The organism is Escherichia sp. R1 (genome assembly GCF_003000935.1).
Classification (GTDB): Bacteria; Pseudomonadota; Gammaproteobacteria; order Enterobacterales; family Enterobacteriaceae; genus Escherichia; species Escherichia coli.
The window spans coordinates 1-23,285 of record NZ_PSRU01000005.1 but is presented as its reverse complement, the minus strand read 5'-3'; the positions used below and the strand labels follow the sequence as shown (position 1 = coordinate 23,285).

The window sequence follows — 23,285 nt, the reverse complement described above, 5'->3', positions numbered from 1 at the left end:
TTATCGGTGGTTACGATTTACTGGTGTAATAAATGAAAAAGCCACGTCTCCCGGAGAAGACGCGGCCTGACAGATGAAATGAATGACGTTTATTGTCTGAGAAGCCCTTAACTGGCGAGCTGAGTATTAAGCTGTGTTCCGGCATCACCAGCGCAACTGACCTTCAGCATTACGGATAACCAGCCGGGAATATGTTCCCTGGTCATCTTCAGTAAACACATTGCGGTAAGCTGTTTTGACGGCAACAGCCTGTTCGCGTGAGAAAGGGCCTTCGGGCAATAAACGAGATGTACAACCCGGCATATCTGTTGCTCCCTGAAAGTAAAAAGCCCCGGTCATGATGACCGGGGCCTGAAGGAGAGTGACCTGATTATCAAAAAGTCACATTCAGCGTGGCCTGACCGTTATAACCTTCAGCGCTGCTGCCGCTGACGCTGTGGGCATAACCGGCCTGAACGCCCAGGGTGATATTTTCCCGGACACGGGCTTCCAGTCCGGCCTGCAGGTCCAGTGACGTGCCATTCCGGGACGGTGAGAACGTCATGTTACTGCCGGCGGCGGCTGTACCCATGCTCATGTCACCCCGGGAGCTGAAAGTGCGGATAACAGAAGGCTGTACCCACCAGTTCACCGGCAATTCACGCACACTGTGTTTGGCACTGTCGCGCAGGGTGTCACGGGATGAGGTGCCTTTACCAAAGTTCATATCGTTGTGGCTGCCCAGACGGAAGCCGGCACGCACATGTTGTGCACTGCCATGCCCGAACTTCACATAACCGGCGTTATCCTGGCCGTCATCCAGGGAGAGTCCCTGCCAGGTGTACTGCAGTTGTGGCTCCAGCATCAGATTGTCAGTGATACTGAAGGGCAGACCGGTTTCCAGTGAGCCCAGCCAGCCCCAGCCCCGGGCGCGGAAGTCGTTATTGTCCGATGATGCTTTCATGCTGTGGCGGGTTCCCTGTGCCACAATGTCAGCCCACAGGCCGGAGGACGTGTGTACCAGATTCAGGTATCCGCCCAGACTGCCGGCATCATCCCGGACCGTGCCGGCGCGGGAACCGTCATCATCCTTAACATCAACGGAAGAATGGCCTGCGGCACCATACACCCCTGTCGTCAGAGACATACCGGCAACCTCTGTTCTCAGCAGGTCACCCTCCAGACGGACGAAGCCATAGCTGCCGCTGCTTTCCGGCGTGGCTCCACGGGCAATACCGCCGTTGTTATCGTGACCGAGATGACCGCCCTGAATGCTGAGACGGACGCTGTTATTTTCACCGTTTACACCGGTCTGATGGCTGCGGGAGCCTGCCAGAATCCGGTCATAGTCCATTGCCTGTGTCAGCATGGATGTATACAGGGGGACTTCAGCACGATAAGCATTTTCACTGCGCAGATACCAGCTCTCATCACTGTCCCGGTTGAGGGAGTAGTTAAAGGCACCGGCCTGCAGCTTATTCCCCTGGATAAAGGCCCCTTCCTCCGTGGTGGCACCGTTAATGGCTTCCACCACCTGAATACCCTTACCGCTGGTCGCCAGCCCCGACGCACTGTTGCCGGCGTTCACCAGGTTCAGGATGGTTTTTCCGGTTGCCCTGCCACCGTCAATGACCAGTCTGTCAGCATTGTTCTGTGCCATATCCGGGCGTACACGCAGGCTGATGGTGCCATTCTGTCCGTTCAGGTTTTTCACTTTCAGGGTTGCCGGTACGAACTTCCCTGTGCGGGTGGAGGTGAAATGAATCTGTCCGGCATGGCTGAGGTCATCCACCACCGACTGCACCGTGGCGTTATCGGGAATATTCCAGGTGGCACCAGAGGCGAGAGTGACATTCGTGGGGTCAATGGCACCGTTCAGCACAGTGCTGCCGGTCAGCTTCAGGGCTGTACCGCGCTGAGCAATGACATCCGTGGTGACGGTACTGTCGTTCAGCGTCAGCGTGCCTTCATTCAGGTTGACGGCTTTCTGGGTGAGTGTGGTGTTGCTGACAGTGAGTGTGCCACTTCCTGATTTTTCCACGCTGCCGTTACCGGTGAGAGAGCCTCCCTGCAGGAGTGCATCGCCTTCACGGATGGTCAGGGTATCGTTGTTCACCGTCTTCCCGGAAAGGGTAAGTATGGCGCCGTTATTCAGCGTGGTGGTGCCCGCCAGTGTGCCGCCCCTGGCGGTGAACAGTCCGCCATTTACCGTGGTATCCGTGGCCGTATCACCGGCGTTCAGCGTGAATGAACTGCCTTTTTCCAGCATCAGGGCATCCGCCTGACCGCCTCCGATACTGAATGCCTTTCCGTCGCTCCGGGTACCACTGACAGCGGCACCGGAATCGGCCAGCAGTACACCGCCATTTCCCATGGATACGGTGGTGGCGGTGCCACCGTTGCGGACATCCAGCGTTCCGCCATCATCCACGCGGGTATTAGTGGCTGTGTGTCCGGTCAGCACATCCAGGCGTCCGCCATTTTCCAGTACGACATTATCAGCTTTACCCTCCACAACAGAGAATGCTCCCAGGCGGTTTATGCCGGTAACGGTTGCAGCCGTACTGGTAACCAGTGCGCCGCCCTGCTTCAGGGTGACATTCGTGGCTGTACCACCGGCGTCCACCTGCAGTCTGCCCTTCTGATTAACGGTGGTATTCCCGGCCACACCCCCGTTTTTGACAATCTGCCAGCCGTCACTGTTTACAACAGTGCCAGACGCCGTACCGCCGTTGTGCACATACTGGTACCCCCCATTCAGCGTGGTATCCAGTGCGTGACCATGTACAGTCTGGTCGCCGCCGGCATAAACCACAGTGGTATTTGCCGTTCCTTCAGCAGCCACAATCTGACGACCATTTTTATTGATGGTGGTGCGTACGGCATCTCCGTAGACGGTCTGCCCGGTATCACCATTTTCCGCATCCGGTCCCCCTTCCGCGCCGGTATTCACAACCGTGTCGGTTGCCACTGCGCCGGATTTGATGGCCTGCCAGCCCTTCTCATTAATGACGGTACCCGTTGCAATCCCGCCTTCATGTACCCACTGCTCACCGCCGTTCAGAGTGGTGTTCACTGCCTGCCCCTGAAGGCTCTGTCCGCCTCCGGCACTGATAACCGTGTCTGAAACGCTTCCTCCGGCATTCACTCTCTGAAGACCACCACCGGTGACAGTAGTGTTGTTGGCGATACCGCCATTTTGTATCCATTGTCCGCCGGTATTGGCCTCGTTATCCGGCCCATACTCCAGACCGGTACTGATGGTCATTCCGTTGGCCGTACCGAGGACAATCTGGTTGTCATGATTTGTCAGTGTTCCGTCGTTCACGGTTTCTCCCGCCTGTACAACCTTGTCAGCAGCCAGTGCCGGGACTGATGTGACAGCAGCAAGAGACAGCGCAACCGCCACACCAGCGCGTTTTCCCCGTGAGCGGGCCAGTTCGGAGGCCACCACCAGGGTGCCCGTAATGTGATTCCATACCAGCCTGTAGCTGGTGTTCAGATGTCGTTTCATCAGCTTTTCCTTACAGAGGGTGAATAAAAAAGCCGGTACCCACAAATGTGGATACCGGCAGGTACAAAACAGCATGCTCAGATAAAGTGGTTTTTCCCGGACATAAATGCTTCCCCTCTCTCATCCGCCAGAGAAGTATCAGTCCGTTGTGTGCAATTCCGTTCTGCATGATGAAGAGATTCAGCTGCCTTTTCGCAGACCATTAACCACTATAAACGATCGATAGTAACGATCGATACCTGTTTTATCGATCGTTTTATTCTATTAACGACAAGGCGGTCACGCAAGAGAAACAGGAGGAGTATGAGGGGTTTGTGTCATGTTTTCAGTTGGTTAACGTAATGTTATCAGGCATTTCCCTGGCGGACTGTTCAGAAGAAAATCCAGTTCCATACAGCGCGGGCAACAGAGACCACCGTGTCACGGACGGCACGCAGAACCGTACGGGCAACAGAGGCAACACAGACGCTCTCCGCCGTGTCAAATATCCGGTCCACCGCACCGGTAAACTGTTCACGGGCCTGAGCGCGGACAGATTCCGTGCGCAGCTCGTCCTGCAGGCGGGTCATCAGGGGACTGGCGGCATGGTCGGGAAGTGCTGTCATTAGCGCACTGACCAGCGTATCCAGTTCCCAGCCGGTGCGGGCCGATACGGCAACAACCGGATGTACGGGCCGGAACAGACGGAATACCGCCTCCGTTTTCTCCCGAATGTTCTGTGCCTGTGCGGGAGAAGGCTGAATGCCGGCCATATCCCATTCATGGCAGGGCTCCGTTTTGTCGGCCTGCGTCACCACAAACAGCACCTGCTGATGTCCCCGGTGCAGGATGTGTCGCCAGAAATACTCATCCACAGACAGGGCGCGGTCATCGGCTTTAATCAGCCACAGCACCAGGTCCAGTTCGGGCAGAATGTCACGGTACAGGGCTTCATACTCTGCATCCCTGTCCCGGCTCTCGCCCACCCCGGGCAGGTCAGTGATAACCATGCTGTGACCGTGGCCACTCAGACGGAAGCGCCGTACTTCCCGGGTGCCGGCGTGAACATCACTGACCGGGGTGACCTCCCCCTGAAACAGTGCATTACAGAGTGAGGATTTACCGGCCCCGCTTTTACCCATAATGCCAATCACGGGTTCGTGACTGGTGAGTTTGCGCAGATGTTCCAGGATGTGACGGGAAAGTGAGTAAGGCAGGGAGGAGAGCGGTTTTTCAATTGCCTCAATGGCATCAGACGGATTCATACATGTATTCCCGGTGAAAAAAGACAAAACCCCGCGCACCGGAAAGGTGGCGGGGGATTCACGGAGATAATATCTGTCTGAAATTGTTTTGAATCGATGGGATTGTTGCGTATTAACATGAAGGAGATCAGGACTTATCCGTTACTGGGTGATCTCCTTCCATGAAAATACGCCGTTATTGTTAAACAGCAGGCTGATTTCTCCGTAAAGGGGAAAATATTTATCGGCTGTATGATTATCAGGTGTATCTGTGTTTACTGCTGTGAGTATTTTTTAGTGTATTGTGGGGGAGATGTCAGTGGGAGATATTAAATTTACGTTTATAATTATCTTACTTCTTCTGTGTGTTTTTTATAAGAGTGCACACGTAATGATATCTGTTGATACCATGTGGTTAAGTGTTTCCCTTCCTGGTCATGCGTAATGATTAAATGCTTTTGTGACACCATTCTTCCGGTCTGAATATTTATCCCGTTCTTTTTATTTGTGCAGTGATACTGTCGGAAGAGAATTCAGTAATGTGAGGTGTCCTGGTCAGGATAATATCTGCTGAGATATTATTAGTTGAGTGTGTTTTACTGAGCAAAAGCTGACTTTTAATTCCTGTACTGAAACACTGTCGCTCGTCCGGGGTTAACTGAAACTGGATGATGATGTAAAATGAAGGCTGTTTTTGTGTTTGTCGAAGAAGTGTTATTTTAATCCATTCTCATCATTGGCTGGCGATTATACAGAAGTATTTGAAGAAAAAATGGTGCATTTTATCTGTGTCAGCAGGGAAGAAGTATTTTATTGATGTATCAGTATTAAATGGTTTTTGTTATTTATAAAAATGTCATCCTGTCCATAAAATATTGTACTCAGCATTCAGTGCAGGAACTGTAGTCTTCTTTATTTTATTCTTCTTCAGGAGGGGGGGTGATTCCTGAAGGCGTTATTCCCGGTGTTCTGTTTATGATTCTTCCCGGCAGGAAACCGGTATCTGCAATACCCGGGATGATGCTTTTTGTTCGTACGTGGTTGTGTAAAATTTGAATAGTGGATGTGCTCCGAAGGGAAGGAGGGGACACACAGATTCATTTTGTCTTTCTTCAGCAGCAAAATACACTGTGGTTATTATTTAACCATTAAATCAACAAAAAATTTTACCTCATATTGATTTGACTGCTATTTTTGCTATTAATAGACAGAATTGCAGTGCTTTTATATCTGTGTATAGTGAGGTTACTATGTCATTCGGTCAGCCTTGTGATGAGTTTCCCCTGAGTTCGCTGCCTCCACTCATTCGTGATGCCGTTATTGAAGCTCAGCAAATTACGCAGGCTCCCCTTGGGCTTGTGGCAGCGTCTGCCCTGGGCGCTGTTTCACTTGTCTGCCAGAATCTGATTGATGTCTGCAGACTGAATACACTGCGGGGGCCGGTCTCTCTTTTTTTCCTGACGCTTGCCGAGTCCGGAGAACGAAAAACCGCAGTGGACAAATTATTAATGAAGCCCCTGTACCAGCAGGAGATGCAGTTATATTCCAGATACAAAAGTGAACTGGCTGTCTGGAAAAACAAGGAAGAGCTTTTAAAGGCTCAGAAAAAAGCATTGTTGTCAAAACTGAATAAAGAACTCCGCAAAGGCGCGGATGAGTCAGAAACCCTCAGACAACTGGAAGTACTTCAGAAAAACAGTGCGGAAGAACCTGTGAGGTATAAATTCATTTTTAATGATGCCACGACTGCGGCAATTAAGAATCAGCTTTGTGGTAAATGGCGTTCAGTTGGTATTATGTCAGATGAAGCCGGTATTATATTTGATGGATATACCCTGTCTGAGTTGCCTTTTATTAACAAAATGTGGGATGGCTCTGTATTGTCTGTGGACAGAAAGAATGAACCCGAACAGATGATTGAAAATGCCAGAATGACGTTATCCCTCATGGTGCAACCCGGTCTTTTTGACCGATATATGGAGCGAAAAGGTTCTGTTGCCAGGGACAGTGGTTTTCTTGCCCGTTGTCTTATCAGTAAACCTGCAACCACGCAGGGGAAACGCTTTATTAACGGAGCTGTGATTCCGGGAGGATCATTAACGGCATTTCATGAACGATTAATGGAACTGGCCAGAGGCAGTATTGAAAAATCCAGTGAGGATGAACGGTATTGTCTGCATTTTTCGCCTGAAGCGCAAAAAATATTTATTGAGCACTATAATGTTCTGGAGCAGGATTTATCCCCTTCCGGACCCTTAAGCCCGTTTCGGGGACATGTTTCAAAAAAAACAGAAAACATTGCAAGAATTGCAGCGTTATTTCAGTATTTCAGCTATGGTGAAGGGAAAATCTCTGCCGATATCATGACGTCTGCTGTCGTAATAAGTTCGTGGTACACAGATGAATATAAAAAATTATTTGCGTTACCTGATGAATCTGAACTGCAGCAGAAGGACGCCGAGGAGCTGTTCGACTGGCTCATTGAGGAGTGCCGCGGAGAATGCCCGCCCCGTGTCAGGAAAAATTATATTCTCCAGTGTGGCCCGGGCCGGTTCAGAAACAGGAAAAAACTGAACGCATTGCTGAACATTCTTGAATCTCAGTTCAGGCTTTCTGTCGTGCCGGAAGGAAAAACCATGTATGTTCTGCTTCCCCAGATAGCCAGTTTAAAGTTGTCTGATGTCTCTGGTATTTTTACCTCGGGTTATCACTACAATAAGCTGAGAGCGAAGTAACCGGTGAGCAGTTTTTCTCCATTATGCTTCAGACTTAGATGATTGATTATTATGGGGATTTCATCACCGATATTCAGATGTATGAATATCGGTGATGAACTAAAGCTCAGGAGCTGCGTGGTGGTGATGAATCAACAGGCATATAACTGATACCCGCCGGTCAGAAGTTCCAGCCTGCGACTTTCCTGTCTGCGTGCCCGCAGTCCGGCGTTCAGGTGCAGCGTGTGACAGAACGCACGGAGAGCGAAACGGCAGGCAGACAGGCCGTTCAGTCAGCCCTGGCACCCTGCCCGGATACCAGCTTCCCTGAAACAACTGGCATCAGGTGCGCTTATCGTCAACCGTTGTGCGGTATGACAGGAGCACGTACTGATCCATCAGATCCGTCAGTGCTGCGCTCTGCTTCTGACGGTTGATGATCCATTCCTCCAGCTCTTTTTCTGATTTCCGTTTCAGATTCTCCGTCCAGTCGTCAAGGCAGTTTCCGGTCATTAAATCAAGCCAGCAAAGCCAGACCAGTTTGAGGCGCAACTCCGTGCCACCAAACTGACGGAAGAGGCTGATCAGTTTATTTGCCAGAGAACGCTGCCTCAGACGTTCACATTCAGACAGGAGAATGCCTTCCAGCATCGGATGATGAACCAGCAGATGTTCACTGGTGCATAAATTCACTATCAGATCATCATCCAGGGGCGGTGTGGCCCGTTTGTCAGGGCCATAAATCAGCCGGTGCAGGCTCTGGGGTACGATGGCAATCTCCGGTTTTTCACCATTGAATGACACCCAACCGGGCGTCAGATTATGGAAGTAGTAGATATTCGGATGACACACGCCCCAGAATACGGCGTGCCGGGTGAAGCCGGTCAGCCATTTCTGGTAGCTTTCGTGGAGCCATTCGTAGCGGGTCTGATACTGTTGTTTCATTTTCATATTCCTCACGGGGATATAACAGGCAGCAGAATGCCGCCGGCAGGCCGGAGATTACGTCTGCTGCGGGTGAACGGATAACGGTCAGAAATTACGGACGGGACTGTGCAATACGCGCCTGCAGCCAGGCTTCCACTTCACTTTTCAGCCAGCGGGAGCTGCGCCCCATTTTGATGGGGGCAGGAAAGCCCCCATCTTTGATGAGTTTGTAAAACCACTTATCGGTTAAGCCGGTAAGTTGAGTGATAAACGCCATGTCGACCATCTGGTCATCCATCAGCGAAACAGGGGTAGCCATGAGAATGTTCCTCCGGATGTTGTTAAACCAGCCGGTGTGGTCATGAAAACAGCGCGCCACCTTCACTGGCATAACAACCGGGGAGAAACGTAAAAAATAATCGGGAATGTGGCTGTCCGGAGATAAACGGGGGGATTGCGATGGCAGAGCCGTAGCGGAATCCCGGGGGGTTGTTGCGAAAAGATGCTTCCGCACGCACGCGCGATAAAGGAGGGAGGACTTTCGTGAGACAAGGGGAAAACTAGCGTTCTGATAATTGCAGAGTTGTTTTCGGAGGTGGTTACAGTGAGTCAGCCCGTTCCTGGCGAGGAGGAGACTGATACCGCCGAACAGCTGGAGTTGATGCGTAGCGCCTTCCGGGTTATCCGGACGGTACGGGAAAAACATGCCTGTACTCAGTGCGATGCCATCGTGCAGGCACCTGCACCTTCGCGGCCCATCGAGCGGGGTATCGCCGGACCGGGGCTGCTGGCCCGCGTGCTGACCTCGAAGTATGCAGAGCACACCCCGCTGTATTGCCAGTCAGAAATATACGGCCGGCAAGGTGTGGAGCTGAGCCGTTCACTGCTGTCGGGCTGGGTGGATGCATGCTGCCGGCTGCTGTCTCCGCTGGAAGAGGCGCTTCATGGCTATGTCATGACTGACGGCAAACTCCATGCCGATGATACCCCGGTCCAGGTACTGCTGCCGGGTAATAAGAAGACGAAGACCGGGCGGTTGTGGGCGTATGTTCGTGATGACCGCAATGCCGGGTCAGCGTTGGCACCTGCAGTGTGGTTCGCTTACAGCCCGGACAGAAAAGGCATCCATCCGCAGACTCATCTTGCTTGCTTCAGCGGTGTGCTGCAAGCGGATGCGTACGCCGGGTTCAACGAGCTGTATCGCAATGGTGGGATAACGGAAGCTGCCTGCTGGGCTCATGCCCGCCGAAAGATCCACGATGTGCACGTCCGCATCCCGTCAGCACTGACGGAAGAAGCCCTAGAGCAGATCGGTCAGTTGTACGCCATAGAGGCGGATATAAGGGGAATGCCGGCAGAGCAGCGGCTTGCTGAACGTCAGCGAAAAACGAAACCGCTGTTGAAATCCCTGGAAAGCTGGTTGCGTGAAAAGATGAAGACCCTGTTCTTCGGCTCTGGCCATGGTGGTGAGCGGGGAGCGCTACTGTACAGCCTGATCGGGACGTGCAAACTGAATGACGTGGATCCAGAAAGCTACCTTCGCCATGTGCCTGGCGTCATAGCAGACTGGCCGGTCAACCGGGTCAGCGAACTGCTTCCGTGGCGCATAGCACTGCCAGCTGAATAACACATCCCCGTCAATACGGCCCTCGCTGTACGCTTACTTTTGTTCGGACTGCTTATGGCCTTTTTCCACTGGTGTAGCAGGAAAGTTAACCGGCTGCCACCATGAGATGACGTGTAAACCGTGCAGGCATGTTTTCACGTGGTGACGCTTTCATTGGGGGTATACGCCGGAACCCCAATATTGTTCACATACATGAATTTGAAAAACTAAGCGATACTGCTGTCCGTACCTTATAAACTTATTTCAACGCTTCCGGCAGCGTCACAATCCACAGTTCACTGTCAGACTCCGGTTTCTCCAGTGGCTTCACTCTGAGGGTCGTTTCAACCTGCTTGTCGTCAAGCGTCAGCTTTCCTTCCGCGTTCACCCGATAATCCTTGAATGTCTTGCCCTCGACCGGATGTTGCATCGCCACCTTCACGCCAAAGTCGTTATCGTTCGCCACCGCCAGCGTTTTGCTGTCGATCAGCGCCAACCCTTCAGCCTTCTCCTGCTGCCAGCCCAAGGAGCGCAGATCAACAACCTGCGTTTTCTGCGCAAGGGTAATGCCGCGCTGTGACAGGGTTTTCTCATCATCAAACTCCGGATACTCACCCGGCTTGTCGAAGCCTGACAGGTCGCTCGCCTTATTGAGATCGACCTCGTAAATCAGGTTACGCATTCTGTTGTTTTTATCTCTTCCCTGTTCGATCAGCAGGATGTGCTGGTTATCGAGCGCCACGATGTCTCCGATTTTAGCGTCGCTGTTTTTGCTGTAGGCCGCGCTGTCGATAGGATAACCGTACATCGCGGTTTTTCCGCTTGCCGGATCGAAGCTCACCAGACGCGTAAACAGCGCCTTTTTCTTGCTCTTAGCGTCGATATCCAGCGTACTTTGCACGGCGACAATAATACGCCCGTCCGGCATACGGGTGAGGCCTTCAAAGCCGCGGTTCGCCTGACGCCATTTGAGGATATTTGGCAAACCGCCCGCAATCGCTTTTTCCCCTTCCGCCGCCTGCGGACCGTGGATTGCCAGGATTTTCCCTTTACTGTCGATGTTAATCAGGAACGGGCCATACTCATCGCACAGCCAGTAACCTCCTTTACCATCCGGAGTGATCCCTTCCGTATCCAGCCCGCGATTATCCCCCTTCAGTCTATGTAACGTGTCGCTGAAGGCCACTTCATTGGTGGAGCCAATCACGTCGCTTGCCAGCGGCAGACCGTTGATCGCGCCTTTATCGTCATGCAGAGGACGGGGATCGATGGCCTCCGCTTTGCCGTTTTGTACACGAATCGTCATCAGCAGCGGCGCGAAATCTGGCGTAACGAAAATTTTAGTTTCGTTTTTCCCCTCTTTCGGTGAATCCGCGTTCGGACCGCGATCGGTAATGGTTGCGAATGTCAGGGCATCGCCCTGTTTACCGGTGAACAGCAGGCCAGAACCTATCCCAACCGGAAGGCCGTTCGGGAATGCACTGGCAAATGCGCCGGCGTAGTTCACGTGCGTGCCTTCTGGAAAACTGACGACATAGCGCTCAGCCGTAGGTTGTGCCGCCAGGGCAGAGAAAGAGAGCGTACAACCGATTAGCACGGGAATAATTTTTCTTTTCATATTGTTAGCATCCATAAAGTGAAGATCACACTACACCATAAAGAAGAAACGAGTCAGGAAAATGACATCGAATGGCAACATGCGCGGGCCTGAGGCCAAAGAAATGTAAAACACTGTTGTTATTTGTAACAACGGAAACATTTACGGAAATTATTTGTCTTTCTTCGTGATCAAAAATGCTGTGTCTTGTTGGATTGGAGTGATGAGGGCTGCGTTTAGGAAACGCCCTATATTGTACGGTTGCATTATCGCGGTAGGGGTAATGCACGTGTCAGTATGATGAGCTGACCACACTCACGTGGGTGGACTGGTATAACAATCGACGATTGCTGGAAAGGCAGGGCCATATCCCACCGGCAGAAGCAGAAAAAGCTTATTATGCTTCCATCGGAAACGATGATCTGGCAGCCTGAGTTCACAGATAAAACACTCTCCAGGAAACCCGGGGCGGTTCACTTAGCCGCGTGTCCATTATTGCTGGATAAGATCATAACGATACACCGGGTTAAACAGGTGGTCACTGCTTCACTGAAGCTGCGTGATTATGATGGTCAGGTAGCAGAAGCTATGCCCATGATACCAAAATGACGAAAGCCGAAATGTCTGAAAGCGTGTGTATTACCTGAAAATATGACCGGCTCCGGGGTACGTAACCGATTCAACAAAGCCAATCGATATTACAAAACGAGAGGGACTATATATTTCGTTTTCAGATAAGACTCCTTGAGAGATTATCTTTTATGTAAAATCTCAAATATCACCTGATGTAATGTCAATGATAATATTAAGTGCGCTCTGAACAACATCTTTCTTGGTGTGATTAACATCTGACAAAAAGAACATCAGCTTCTTTATTATGTTCTTGTTGTTTATTATTTCACGCTCACAGAATAAAGCGTTGACTGCCTCTTCTATGACATTTCTCTCGTAAAAAAATTGAGAGTTAGCTTCATATAAAATATTGGCCAATTTTTCACCAAAAACCATATTATAATAATCACTGTGCATCTTTCTCCCCCAGGGTTCAGTCAATAATTTTACCATGCCTAATTATGACAGGTGTAACAAGCATATTTTGCTATATAAATAAAATACATAATACTGATTATTGTAAGAACAGGAAGCAGACTAATGGTTTTTTTTGTGAGCACATTCCTTCTTATGTAGGAAGAGGCTGTATTATATTCAGTCAACTCTTTTTTACTAAAAACATTATCTATGCCATCAAAGTTGCCTGCTAGCTAATTTTTAGGATATCGCCTTGTCGTGGATTATGCACTCTAAACATGTAGAAGGTATTCATTATAAATACACAGACGGCCATCTTTTGTAAAATGGATGCCGTTTTAAGTGAGATTCTGATTTTCAAATTGTTCCGGACTGAGACCGCCACACCAACTGTACCATCGCCAGCGATTGTAATCGCACTCGATATAATTAAGTAAGTTTGCTGATTTTGCTGTTTACTGCGACAGATGTAAAGCTGTGGTGATTAATGCAGACTAAGTTCACGGACTCCGGCAGTAACACCGATGCATTCTGCAAGCTTCAGATCTTAACTACGAAATTCATGCGAATGGTGTTTACGTTTTTTTACTGGTTGAAACTGTTTTGTCTTGTGAGTCACCTCTGACTGAGAGTTTACTCACTTAGCCGCGTGTCCACTATTGCTGGGTAAGATCACAACACTTTAAAATGCCCTATATAGGGTTAACCAGTAATTATCTGTATGATAGCTTTGAGTTCGGGAGGAGGTAATGACTCCAACTTACTGATAGTGTTTTATGTTCAGATAATGCCCGATGACCTTGTCATGCAACTCCACCGATTTTGAGAACGACAGTAACTTCCGTCCCAGCCTTGCCAGATGTTGTCTCAGATTCAGATTATGTCGCTCAATGCGCTGAGTGTAACGCTTGCTGATAACGTGCAGCTTTCCCTTCAGGCGTGATTCATACAGCGGCCAGCCATCCGTCATCTATACCACGACCTCAAAGGCCGACAGCAGGCTCAGAAGACGCTCCAGTGTGGCCAGAGTGCGTTCACCGAAGACGTGCGCCACAACCGTCCTCCGTATCCTGTCATACGCGTAAAACAGCCAGCGCTGACGTGATTTAGCACCGACGTAGCCCCACTGTTCGTCCATTTCAGCGCAGACAATCACATCACTGCCCGGTTGTATGCGCGAGGTTACCGACTACGGCCTGAGTTTTTTAAGTGACGTAAAACCGTGTTGAGGCCAACGCCCATAATGCGTGCACTGGCGCGACATCCGACGCCATTCATGGCCATATCAATGATTTTCTGGTGCGTACCGGGCTGAGAGGCGGTGTAAGTGAACTGTAGTTGCCATGTTTTACGGCAATGAGAGCAGAGATAGCGCTGATGTCCGGCAGTGCTTTTGCCGTTACGCACCACGCCTTCAGTAGCGGAGCAGGAAGGACATCTGATGGAAATGGAAGCCACGCAAGCACCTTAAAATCACCATCATACACTAAATCAGTAAGTTGGCAGCATTACCGAAATCCCCATCCTTTAGGGCAGTGAGGATGTCAATAATAGCAGACCACATCATGAGTCATTCTGACCGACACATGCCAGAAGCAGAGGCTCCATCCCATTTTATACCTACCTTATAACACTTAGAAAAACAACATGTTAAAAATGTCTATTGGAAACAATTTTATTTCCAATTGTAATGATAACCATTCTCATATTAATATGACTACGTGATAATTAACTTTTGATGCACTCCGCATGTCTGACCGCGCCACTACCACAGCTTCCTTAACGTTCGAGTCGCTTTATGGCACACATCACGGCTGGTTGAAAAGCTGGCTGACGCGCAAACTCCAGTCTGCTTTTGATGCAGATGACATTGCCCAGGACACTTTTTTGCGGGTAATGGTCAGCGAAACGCTCTCGACGATCCGCGATCCTCGCTCCTTCCTCTGCACTATCGCCAAACGCGTGATGGTGGACCTGTTTCGCCGAAACGCGCTGGAAAAAGCGTATCTGGAGATGCTGGCGCTTATGCCGGAGGGGGGAGCGCCTTCACCTGAGGAACGCGAAAGCCAACTCGAGACCCTACAACTCCTCGACAGCATGCTGGACGGGCTAAACGGCAAAACACGTGAAGCGTTTCTGCTTTCGCAACTGGATGGTCTGACATACAGCGAGATTGCGCACAAACTCGGTGTTTCCATCAGCTCCGTGAAAAAATACGTGGCGAAAGCCGTCGAGCACTGCCTGCTGTTCCGTCTGGAGTATGGGTTATGAATCCTTTGTTAACCGATTCCCGCCGTCAGGCGCTGCGTTCAGCTTCCCACTGGTATGCCGTGCTAAGCGGCGAGCGCGTCAGCCCACAACAGGAAGCGCGCTGGCAACAGTGGTATGAACAGGATCAGGATAACCAGTGGGCCTGGCAGCAGGTTGAAAACCTGCGCAACCAGCTTGGCGGTGTGCCTGGCGACGTTGCCAGCCGGGCGTTGCACGATACCCGCCTCACCCGCCGTCACGTGATGAAAGGATTACTGCTGTTGCTCGGCGCTGGCGGAGGCTGGCAGCTCTGGCAGTCGGAAACCGGCGAAGGTCTGCGGGCAGATTACCGCACCGCCAAAGGCACAGTCAGCCGTCAGCAACTGGAAGATGGCTCCCTGCTCACGCTGAATACCCAAAGCGCGGCGGATGTGCGTTTTGATGCGCATCAGCGCACCGTCCGGCTCTGGTACGGTGAAATCGCCATTACTACCGCGAAAGATGCCCTGCAACGCCCCTTCCGTGTCCTGACCCGTCAGGGCCAGCTCACTGCTTTAGGGACAGAATTTACCGTCCGCCAGCAGGATAATTTCACGCAGCTTGACGTTCAGCAGCACGCTGTGGAAGTGCTTCTCGCCAGTGCCCCCGCGCAAAAACGCATCGTGAACGCTGGTGAAAGCCTGCAGTTCAGCGCCTCTGAGTTTGGCGCAGTGAAACCGCTGGATGACGAGAGTACAAGCTGGACGAAGGACATCCTGAGCTTCAGCGATAAACCACTGGGTGAGGTGATAGCCACGCTAACCCGTTACCGCAACGGCGTGCTGCGCTGCGATCCCGCCGTTGCCGGGCTGCGCCTGAGCGGGACGTTCCCGCTGAAAAATACCGATGCGATCCTGAACGTTATCGCGCAAACGCTTCCCGTTAAAATTCAGTCTATTACGCGGTACTGGATAAACATTTCACCACTGTAAGGAAAATAATTCTTATTTCGATTGTCCTTTTTACCCTTCTCGTTCGACTCATAGCTGAACACAACAAAAATGATGATGGGGAAGGTATGACGCCGTTACGCGTTTTTCGTAAAACAACACCTTTGGTTAACGCCATTCGCCTGAGCCTGCTGCCGCTGGCCGGTCTCTCGTTTTCCGCTTTTGCTGCACAGGTTAATATCGCACCGGGATCGCTCGATAAAGCGCTCAATCAGTATGCCGCACACAGCGGATTTACCCTCTCGGTTGACGCCAGCCTGACGCGCGGCAAGCAGAGCAACGGCCTGCACGGCGATTACGACGTCGAGAGCGGCCTGCAACAACTGCTGGACGGCAGCGGACTGCAGGTAAAACCGCTGGGAAATAATAGCTGGACGCTGGAGCCCGCGCCCGCACCAAAAGAAGATGCCCTGACCGTGGTCGGCGACTGGCTGGGTGATGCGCGTGAAAACGACGTATTTGAACATGCTGGCGCGCGTGACGTGATCCGCCGTGAGGATTTCGCCAAAACCGGCGCAACCACCATGCGTGAGGTACTTAACCGCATCCCTGGCGTCAGCGCGCCGGAAAACAACGGCACCGGCAGCCACGACCTGGCGATGAACTTTGGCATCCGGGGCCTGAACCCGCGCCTCACCAGCCGCTCGACCGTCCTGATGGACGGCATCCCCGTCCCCTTCGCCCCTTACGGTCAGCCGCAGCTTTCACTGGCTCCCGTTTCGCTCGGCAACATGGATGCCATTGACGTGGTACGCGGTGGTGGTGCGGTGCGTTACGGACCGCAGAGCGTGGGCGGCGTGGTGAACTTTGTTACCCGTGCCATTCCGCAGGACTTTGGTATCGAGGCGGGCGTGGAAGGTCAGCTCAGCCCAACCTCTTCACAAAACAACCCGAAAGAGACGCACAACCTGATGGTGGGCGGCACAGCGGACAACGGTTTTGGCACCGCGCTGCTCTACTCCGGCACGCGCGGCAGTGACTGGCGCGAGCACAGCGCCACCCGCATCGACGACCTGATGCTGAAAAGCAAATATGCGCCGGATGAGGTGCACACCTTCAACAGCCTGCTGCAATATTACGACGGTGAAGCCGACATGCCCGGTGGCCTGTCTCGCGCGGATTACGACGCCGATCGCTGGCAATCCACCCGCCCGTATGACCGCTTCTGGGGTCGTCGCAAGCTGGCGAGCCTGGGCTACCAGTTCCAGCCAGACAGCCAGCATAAATTCAACATTCAGGGGTTCTACACCCAAACCCTGCGCAGCGGCTACCTGGAGCAAGGCAAACGCATCACCCTCTCGCCGCGTAACTACTGGGTGCGCGGTATTGAGCCACGCTACAGCCAGATCTTTATGATCGGCCCTTCCGCGCACGAAGTGGGCGTGGGCTATCGCTATGTGAATGAATCAACGCATGAAATGCGTTACTACACCGCCACCAGCAGCGGGCAGTTGCCGTCCGGCTCAAGCCCTTACGACCGCGATACGCGTTCCGGCACCGAGGCGCACGCCTGGTATCTGGATGACAAAATCGACATCGGCAACTGGACCATCACGCCGGGTATGCGTTTCGAACATATCGAGTCATACCAGAACAACGCCATCACAGGCACGCACGAAGAAGTGAGCTATAACGCACCGCTTCCGGCGTTGAACGTGCTCTATCACCTGACTGACAGCTGGAATCTTTATGCAAACACTGAAGGCTCGTTCGGCACCGTACAGTACAGCCAGATTGGCAAGGCTGTGCAAAGCGGCAATGTGGAACCGGAAAAAGCGCGAACCTGGGAACTCGGTACCCGCTACGACGACGGCGCGCTGACGGCGGAAATGGGGCTGTTCCTGATTAACTTTAACAATCAGTACGACTCCAACCAGACCAACGACACCGTCACTGCACGTGGCAAAACGCGCCATACCGGGCTGGAAACGCAGGCACGTTACGATCTGGGTACGCTAACGCCAACGCTTGATAACGTTTCCATCTACGCCAGCTATGCGTATGTGAACGCGGAAATCCGCGAGAAAGGCGACACCTACGGCAATCTGGTACCATTCTCCCCGAAACATAAAGGCACGCTGGGCGTGGACTACAAGCCAGGAAACTGGACGTTCAATCTGAACAGCGATTTCCAGTCCAGCCAGTTTGCGGATAACGCCAATACGGTGAAAGAGAGCGCCGACGGCAGTACCGGCCGCATTCCCGGCTTCATGCTCTGGGGCGCACGCGTGGCGTATGACTTTGGCCCGCAGATGGCAGATCTGAACCTGGCATTCGGTGTGAAAAACATCTTCGACCAGGACTACTTCATCCGCTCTTATGACGACAACAACAAAGGCATCTATGCAGGCCAGCCGCGCACGCTGTATATGCAGGGGTCGTTGAAGTTCTGATGTGTTAACGCCCGGCTTGCCGGGCTTTTAGCTGGAATGTGATTATGTTGGCATTTATCCGTTTTGTTTTTGCAGGCCTGCTGCTGGTGATCAGCCACGCCTTTGCCGCCACGGTTCAGGACGAACACGGCACGTTTACACTCGAAAAAACGCCACAACGGATTGTGGTGCTGGAACTCTCGTTCGCCGATGCGCTGGCCGCCGTGGACGTCAGCCCGATCGGTATTGCCGACGATAACGATGCAAAACGCATCCTGCCCGAAGTGCGTGCGCACCTGAAACCGTGGCAGTCCGTCGGAACGCGCGCGCAGCCGAGCCTGGAAGCCATTGCCGCTCTGAAACCAGACCTGATCATTGCCGACAGCAGTCGCCATGCGGGGGTTTACATCGCCTTGCAGCAAATCGCGCCGGTACTGCTGCTTAAGTCCCGCAACGAAACCTACGCTGAAAATTTGCAATCTGCGGCTATCATCGGCGAAATGGTGGGTAAAAAGCGAGAGATGCAGGCACGCCTGGAACAACATAAAGAGAGGATGGCGCAGTGGGCCAGCCAGCTTCCCAAAGGGACACGCGTGGCCTTTGGCACATCACGCGAACAGCAATTCAACCTGCATACTCAGGAGACCTGGACCGGCAGCGTGCTGGCCTCTCTGGGGCTGAACGTTCCCGCTGCGATGGCGGGTGCGTCCATGCCGTCCATCGGCCTGGAGCAACTGCTGGCGGTCAATCCTGCCTGGCTGCTGGTTGCCCACTATCGCGAAGAGAGCATTGTTAAACGCTGGCAACAAGATCCGCTCTGGCAGATGTTAACCGCCGCGCAGAAGCAGCAGGTTGCTTCGGTCGACAGTAACACCTGGGCGCGGATGCGCGGTATTTTTGCTGCAGAGCGTATTGCCGCTGACACGGTAAAAATCTTCCACCATCAGCCGCTTACCGTTGTGAAATGACCGCGATAAAACACCCGGTGCTGCTGTGGGGGCTTCCCGTTGCAGCACTTATTATTATTTTCTGGCTGAGTCTGTTTTGCTACTCGGCCATTCCTGTTTCCGGAGCAGATGCAACCCGCGCCCTGCTGCCTGGACACACGCCAACGCTACCAGAAGCGCTGGTGCAAAACCTTCGTTTGCCACGAAGCCTGGTCGCCGTTCTGATCGGCGCAAGCCTGGCGCTCGCGGGCACGCTGCTGCAAACCCTGACCCACAACCCAATGGCCTCTCCTTCACTGCTCGGCATTAACAGCGGCGCGGCGCTGGCTATGGCGCTTACCAGCGCGCTGAGTCCGACGCCGATTGCAGGCTATTCTCTGTCGTTCATCGCGGCATGCGGGGGCGGCGTGAGCTGGCTGCTGGTCATGACCGCAGGAGGCGGATTTCGTCATACCCATGACAGAAACAAACTGATCCTCGCGGGTATCGCGCTGTCGGCCTTTTGTATGGGCCTTACCCGCATCACCCTGCTGCTGGCCGAAGATCATGCTTACGGCATCTTTTACTGGCTGGCAGGCGGAGTGTCCCACGCCCGCTGGCAGGATGTCTGGCAGCTCTTGCCGGTGGTGGTCACTGCAGTCCCTGTCGTGTTGCTGCTGGCGAATCAACTGAACCTGCTCAACCTCAGCGACAGCACCGCCCATACGCTGGGAGTGAACCTGACGAGGCTACGTTTGGTCATCAATATGTTAGTGCTGCTTCTGGTTGGTGCGTGCGTCAGCGTGGCAGGTCCGGTGGCGTTTATCGGTCTGCTGGTGCCACATCTGGCGCGCTTCTGGGCAGGCTTCGATCAGCGCAACGTACTGCCAGTGAGCATGCTGCTGGGGGCCACGCTGATGCTGCTGGCAGATGTACTCGCACGCGCACTGGCCTTCCCCGGAGATCTGCCCGCAGGCGCAGTGCTGGCGCTGATTGGCAGCCCTTGCTTTGTCTGGCTTGTGAGGAGGCGAGGATGAAAATTGCGCTGGTTATTTTCATCACCCTTGCCCTGGCGGGCTGTGCGCTGTTATCACTCCATATGGGAGTGATCCCCGTGCCGTGGCGCGCGCTGCTGACCGACTGGCAGGCCGGACGCGAGCATTATTATGTATTGATGGAGTACCGACTGCCGCGCTTGCTGCTGGCACTGTTTGTCGGTGCAGCCCTCGCCGTGGCGGGCGTGCTGATACAGGGGATTGTGCGCAACCCTCTGGCATCACCGGATATTCTCGGTGTTAACCATGCCGCCAGCCTGGCCTCTGTGGGGGCTCTACTTCTTATGCCGTCACTGCCCGTGATGGTGCTGCCGCTGCTGGCCTTTGCGGGCGGCATGGCGGGGTTGATATTGCTGAAGATGCTGGCAAAGACCCACCAGCCGATGAAGCTGGCGCTCACCGGCGTGGCGCTTTCTGCATGCTGGGCCAGCCTGACGGATTATCTGATGCTCTCGCGCCCGCAGGATGTGAACAACGCCCTGCTGTGGCTGACCGGCAGCTTATGGGGCCGTGACTGGAGCTTTGTGAAGATTGCCATCCCGCTGATGATTTTATTTCTGCCGCTGAGCCTGAGTTTTTGCCGCGATCTCGACCTCCTTGCACTCGGCGATGCGCGCGCCACCACGCTCGGTGTGTCGGTGCCCCATACCCGATTCTGGGCTTTGTTACTAGCTGTCGCCATGACATCTACCGGCGTGGCCGCCTGCGGCCCGATTAGCTTTATTGGTCTCGTGGTGCCGCATATGATGCGTAGCATCACCGGTGGACGTCACCGCAGACTGCTGCCTGTTTCGGCCCTGACAGGTGCGTTGCTGTTGGTGGTTGCCGATCTGCTGGCGAGAATTATTCATCCCCCACTGGAGCTCCCGGTTGGCGTGCTGACCGCCATTATCGGTGCGCCGTGGTTTGTCTGGTTGCTTGTGAGAATGCGATAAATGACTTTACGAACTGAAAATCTGACGGTCAGTTACGGGACAGACAAGGTACTTAACGACGTTTCACTCTCACTGCCAACGGGGAAGATCACCGCCCTGATCGGTCCTAACGGTTGCGGGAAATCGACGCTGTTAAACTGTTTTTCGCGGCTTTTAATGCCGCAGTCTGGCACCGTATTTCTCGGCGATAATCCCATAAATATGCTCTCATCGCGCCAGTTGGCCCGCAGGCTTTCGCTGCTGCCTCAGCACCATTTAACGCCAGAGGGGATCACAGTCCAGGAGCTGGTTTCGTATGGTCGTAATCCCTGGCTGTCACTCTGGGGGCGTCTCTCCGCTGAAGACAATGCACGAGTTAATGTCGCCATGAACCAGACCCGGATCAATCATCTTGCCGTTCGTCGGTTAACCGAGCTTTCCGGCGGTCAGCGCCAGCGCGCATTTCTGGCAATGGTCCTGGCCCAGAATACGCCCGTTGTATTACTTGATGAGCCAACCACCTATCTTGATATCAATCACCAGGTGGACCTGATGCGGTTGATGGGCGAACTCCGGACTCAGGGGAAAACGGTGGTCGCTGTGCTGCACGACCTTAATCAGGCTAGCCGGTACTGCGATCAACTGGTGGTAATGGCAAACGGACATGTTATGGCGCAAGGCACACCAGAAGAGGTGATGACCCCAGGATTGCTGAGAACAGTATTCAGCGTGGAAGCGGAAATACACCCCGAGCCGGTATCTGGCAGGCCGATGTGCCTAATGAGGTAGATTGCACAGGCCGTAAGAACCAAACCACGACTGAATGAAACTGGACTGGCGCCAGCAAGCCTGTTCAGACTGGGGCTGAACTTTTCCGGACTCTGAAAGATTACCAATACTCATCGTCCATCCGCTTGCTTTAGGCTGACAGGTTCATAATCAACGCAAACCAGAGCTGTACAGGCTTGGGCGCGGCTTTCAAACCAGTCGTGATCACGGCAATCAATTTTGAACTCTGCTTAACGGACATTTCTGTATAACCCTTACGGCAACGAAAAACGCGAAGTTAAAATTTTAGAAACCCAAAAACGTGACATGACTAAGTTTAGATTTCAGGGGGGAGATCAAAAAATTTCGCTCTGTGCCAGAGCGGACATTCACGGAGCTGGTTCATTACCAATGAGGTTGGGCTTTTGAGGATAAATCAATGATCAGACGCCAACGTAAATCAAAAGCAACCCTGGAACGGAATTGCTAATCCAGTTTCTGACCATCGATTTTTCTAAAAAGTGTGCGTTTGCTACTACTTAGGTAGGTGCAGCTTTCTTAATCACCGGCAGCCACGTTATACAGGCCAGTTGATGGATCGATTGTTATCAATGATATCTTCATGAGTCGGTGTCTCACCCAGCTTACCGAAGCTGGCATAAAGTGAAGGCAGACGGGCCCGTCCTTCTCCCTTTTTCGCCAGAGGGAAAGCGCGAAGCATGGTGGCAGCCTCCCAGTCACAACAATAGGATGGTGTGCACGGCTGCTGACGCCATGATTCAGCGATAGAGCCGGAAAATACGGGGTCAAAGCCGGTATCATTAACCAGAGTCATCGTGACCTGTACTGCGGCTGGATGATCTCCTGCTACTGCAACTGCCAGGCGACCGCGGCTCCCTTCAGGTAGTCTGTTGTGGTCAACTAAAACTGGCCTCCGCGTTAGAGTTTTTCCAGTATCGGTTTTCTGATTCGTTTGGTGGTAACCCACCATTATATTCGTGCGGTCTTAGTGCGCTGTAATATCCAACGATATAGTCCGTTATTGCGTGAGCTGCATCGCTGAAGCTTACATAGCCCGTCGCTGGCACCCATTCGTTCTTCAGACTCCTGAAGAAGCGCTCCATTGGGCTGTTATCCCAGCAGTTTCCACGCCGACTCATACTCTGCCTGATCCGGTATCGCCACAGTAACTGCCGGAACTGCCTGCTCGTATAATGACTGCCTTGATCGCTTGGAACATCACCCCGACGGGCTTACCACGGGTTTCCCATGCCATTTCCAGTGCTTTCATGGTAAGCCTGCTGTCCGGCGAGAACGACATGGCCCAGCCCACTGGTTTTCTTGCGAACAGGTCGAGAACAACGGCGAGGTACGCCCAGCGCTTACCCGTCCAGATATAGGTCACATCACCGCACCACACCT

The 23,285-nt window shown here is 52.9% G+C and carries 16 protein-coding genes and 8 pseudogenes; 12 read left to right on the top strand and 12 right to left on the bottom strand.

Translation table 11 applies throughout. The annotated features are described in order from the left end of the window. Positions 1–107 precede the first annotated feature (107 nt). The 3 genes and pseudogenes from C4F37_RS07505 to C4F37_RS07495 all read right to left on the bottom strand — a co-directional run bounded on the left by C4F37_RS07505 (position 108) and on the right by C4F37_RS07495 (position 4,737). Positions 108–303, bottom strand: a pseudogene (locus C4F37_RS07505) (DUF905 family protein). Between the two features lie 70 nt (positions 304–373). Then, a complete protein-coding gene (agn43, locus tag C4F37_RS07500; protein ID WP_000820499.1) occupies positions 374–3,493 on the bottom strand; it encodes an autotransporter adhesin Ag43 in 3,120 nt (1,039 codons plus the stop codon). Between the two features lie 371 nt (positions 3,494–3,864). Next, the gene (locus C4F37_RS07495) at positions 3,865–4,737 is read right to left on the bottom strand and encodes a GTPase family protein (protein WP_001069760.1); all 873 of its coding nucleotides are present in this window, start codon (positions 4,735–4,737) and stop codon (positions 3,865–3,867) included. Positions 4,738–5,966: 1,229 nt separating this feature from the next. Between C4F37_RS07495 and C4F37_RS07490 the strand changes: the two genes are divergently transcribed. Then, entirely contained in the window at positions 5,967–7,451 is a 1,485-nt protein-coding gene (locus tag C4F37_RS07490) for a YfjI family protein (RefSeq protein WP_001297234.1), read from the top strand. 321 nt (positions 7,452–7,772) lie between these two features. On the opposite strand, the gene C4F37_RS07475 is transcribed toward C4F37_RS07490, so the two are convergent. Both C4F37_RS07475 and C4F37_RS07470 read right to left on the bottom strand, forming a co-directional pair. After that, the gene (locus C4F37_RS07475; protein ID WP_001350784.1) at positions 7,773–8,375 is read right to left on the bottom strand and encodes a hypothetical protein; all 603 of its coding nucleotides are present in this window, start codon (positions 8,373–8,375) and stop codon (positions 7,773–7,775) included. 94 nt (positions 8,376–8,469) lie between these two features. After that, positions 8,470–8,676 carry a helix-turn-helix transcriptional regulator gene (locus tag C4F37_RS07470; RefSeq protein WP_000235217.1) on the bottom strand — a complete coding sequence of 69 codons (207 nt, stop codon included), beginning with the start codon at positions 8,674–8,676 and terminating at the stop codon, positions 8,470–8,472. 318 nt (positions 8,677–8,994) lie between these two features. Here C4F37_RS07470 and tnpC point away from each other — a divergent pair. Then, a pseudogene (tnpC, locus tag C4F37_RS07465) lies at positions 8,995–9,984 on the top strand (IS66 family transposase); the annotation flags it as partial. A gap of 238 nt (positions 9,985–10,222) precedes the next feature. On the opposite strand, the gene C4F37_RS07460 reads toward tnpC, so the two are convergent. Further along, a complete protein-coding gene (locus tag C4F37_RS07460; RefSeq protein ID WP_000823243.1) occupies positions 10,223–11,581 on the bottom strand; it encodes an esterase-like activity of phytase family protein in 1,359 nt (452 codons plus the stop codon). 281 nt (positions 11,582–11,862) lie between these two features. Here C4F37_RS07460 and C4F37_RS07455 point away from each other — a divergent pair. Next, positions 11,863–11,994 (top strand): annotated as a pseudogene (locus tag C4F37_RS07455) (IS3 family transposase); the annotation flags it as partial. Between the two features lie 82 nt (positions 11,995–12,076). Next, a pseudogene (locus C4F37_RS28360) lies at positions 12,077–12,207 on the top strand (IS5/IS1182 family transposase); the annotation flags it as partial. Between the two features lie 124 nt (positions 12,208–12,331). Here the strand turns inward: C4F37_RS28360 and C4F37_RS07445 are convergent. Both C4F37_RS07445 and C4F37_RS07435 read right to left on the bottom strand, forming a co-directional pair. Continuing rightward, positions 12,332–12,625, bottom strand: coding sequence for a biofilm development regulator YmgB/AriR family protein (locus C4F37_RS07445; protein ID WP_000239862.1), 294 nt, complete (start codon positions 12,623–12,625; stop codon positions 12,332–12,334). A gap of 302 nt (positions 12,626–12,927) precedes the next feature. Further along, a pseudogene (locus tag C4F37_RS07435) lies at positions 12,928–13,032 on the bottom strand (IS3 family transposase); the annotation flags it as partial. 235 nt (positions 13,033–13,267) lie between these two features. Here C4F37_RS07435 and C4F37_RS28355 point away from each other — a divergent pair. Beyond that, positions 13,268–13,339, top strand: a pseudogene (locus C4F37_RS28355) (hypothetical protein); the annotation flags it as partial. A 10-nt stretch (positions 13,340–13,349) separates the two neighbouring features. Here C4F37_RS28355 and C4F37_RS07425 read toward each other — a convergent pair. Together C4F37_RS07425 and ykiE are read right to left on the bottom strand one after the other, a co-directional pair. Next, positions 13,350–14,047 (bottom strand): annotated as a pseudogene (locus tag C4F37_RS07425) (IS1 family transposase). A gap of 86 nt (positions 14,048–14,133) precedes the next feature. Further along, the gene (gene ykiE / locus C4F37_RS27735; RefSeq protein WP_211180522.1) at positions 14,134–14,202 is read right to left on the bottom strand and encodes a protein YkiE; all 69 of its coding nucleotides are present in this window, start codon (positions 14,200–14,202) and stop codon (positions 14,134–14,136) included. 136 nt (positions 14,203–14,338) lie between these two features. On the opposite strand from ykiE, the gene fecI reads away from it, so the two are divergent. From fecI to fecE, 7 genes are all read left to right on the top strand, one after another. Continuing rightward, positions 14,339–14,860 carry an RNA polymerase sigma factor FecI gene (gene fecI / locus C4F37_RS07415; protein ID WP_001283626.1) on the top strand — a complete coding sequence of 174 codons (522 nt, stop codon included), beginning with the start codon at positions 14,339–14,341 and terminating at the stop codon, positions 14,858–14,860. Then, positions 14,857–15,810 (top strand): ferric citrate uptake sigma factor regulator FecR, encoded by a 954-nt coding sequence (gene fecR, locus C4F37_RS07410; RefSeq protein ID WP_001068910.1) that lies wholly within the window; start codon positions 14,857–14,859, stop codon positions 15,808–15,810. Before fecI ends, fecR begins: the two co-directional genes overlap by 4 nt. An 86-nt stretch (positions 15,811–15,896) precedes the next feature. Then, positions 15,897–18,221, top strand: coding sequence for a TonB-dependent Fe(3+) dicitrate receptor FecA (gene fecA / locus C4F37_RS07405; protein ID WP_000188262.1), 2,325 nt, complete (start codon positions 15,897–15,899; stop codon positions 18,219–18,221). A gap of 44 nt (positions 18,222–18,265) precedes the next feature. Beyond that, entirely contained in the window at positions 18,266–19,168 is a 903-nt protein-coding gene (gene fecB, locus C4F37_RS07400) for a Fe(3+) dicitrate ABC transporter substrate-binding protein FecB (RefSeq protein ID WP_000879164.1), read from the top strand. Beyond that, positions 19,165–20,163, top strand: a complete 999-nt coding sequence (gene fecC, locus C4F37_RS07395; RefSeq protein ID WP_000125187.1) for an iron-dicitrate ABC transporter permease FecC — start codon at positions 19,165–19,167, stop codon at positions 20,161–20,163. Before fecB ends, fecC begins: the two co-directional genes overlap by 4 nt. Beyond that, positions 20,160–21,116, top strand: coding sequence for a Fe(3+) dicitrate ABC transporter permease subunit FecD (fecD, locus tag C4F37_RS07390; RefSeq protein ID WP_000684856.1), 957 nt, complete (start codon positions 20,160–20,162; stop codon positions 21,114–21,116). Before fecC ends, fecD begins: the two co-directional genes overlap by 4 nt. Then, the gene (gene fecE / locus C4F37_RS07385; protein ID WP_000175457.1) at positions 21,117–21,884 is read left to right on the top strand and encodes a Fe(3+) dicitrate ABC transporter ATP-binding protein FecE; all 768 of its coding nucleotides are present in this window, start codon (positions 21,117–21,119) and stop codon (positions 21,882–21,884) included. It begins immediately after the preceding gene. Between the two features lie 556 nt (positions 21,885–22,440). Here the strand turns inward: fecE and C4F37_RS27315 are convergent. Then, positions 22,441–22,698: a hypothetical protein gene (locus C4F37_RS27315; RefSeq protein ID WP_000177057.1), complete on the bottom strand. Its 258-nt coding sequence runs from the start codon at positions 22,696–22,698 to the stop codon at positions 22,441–22,443. Positions 22,699–22,780: 82 nt separating this feature from the next. Beyond that, positions 22,781–23,285, bottom strand: a pseudogene (locus tag C4F37_RS07375) (IS3 family transposase); the annotation flags it as partial.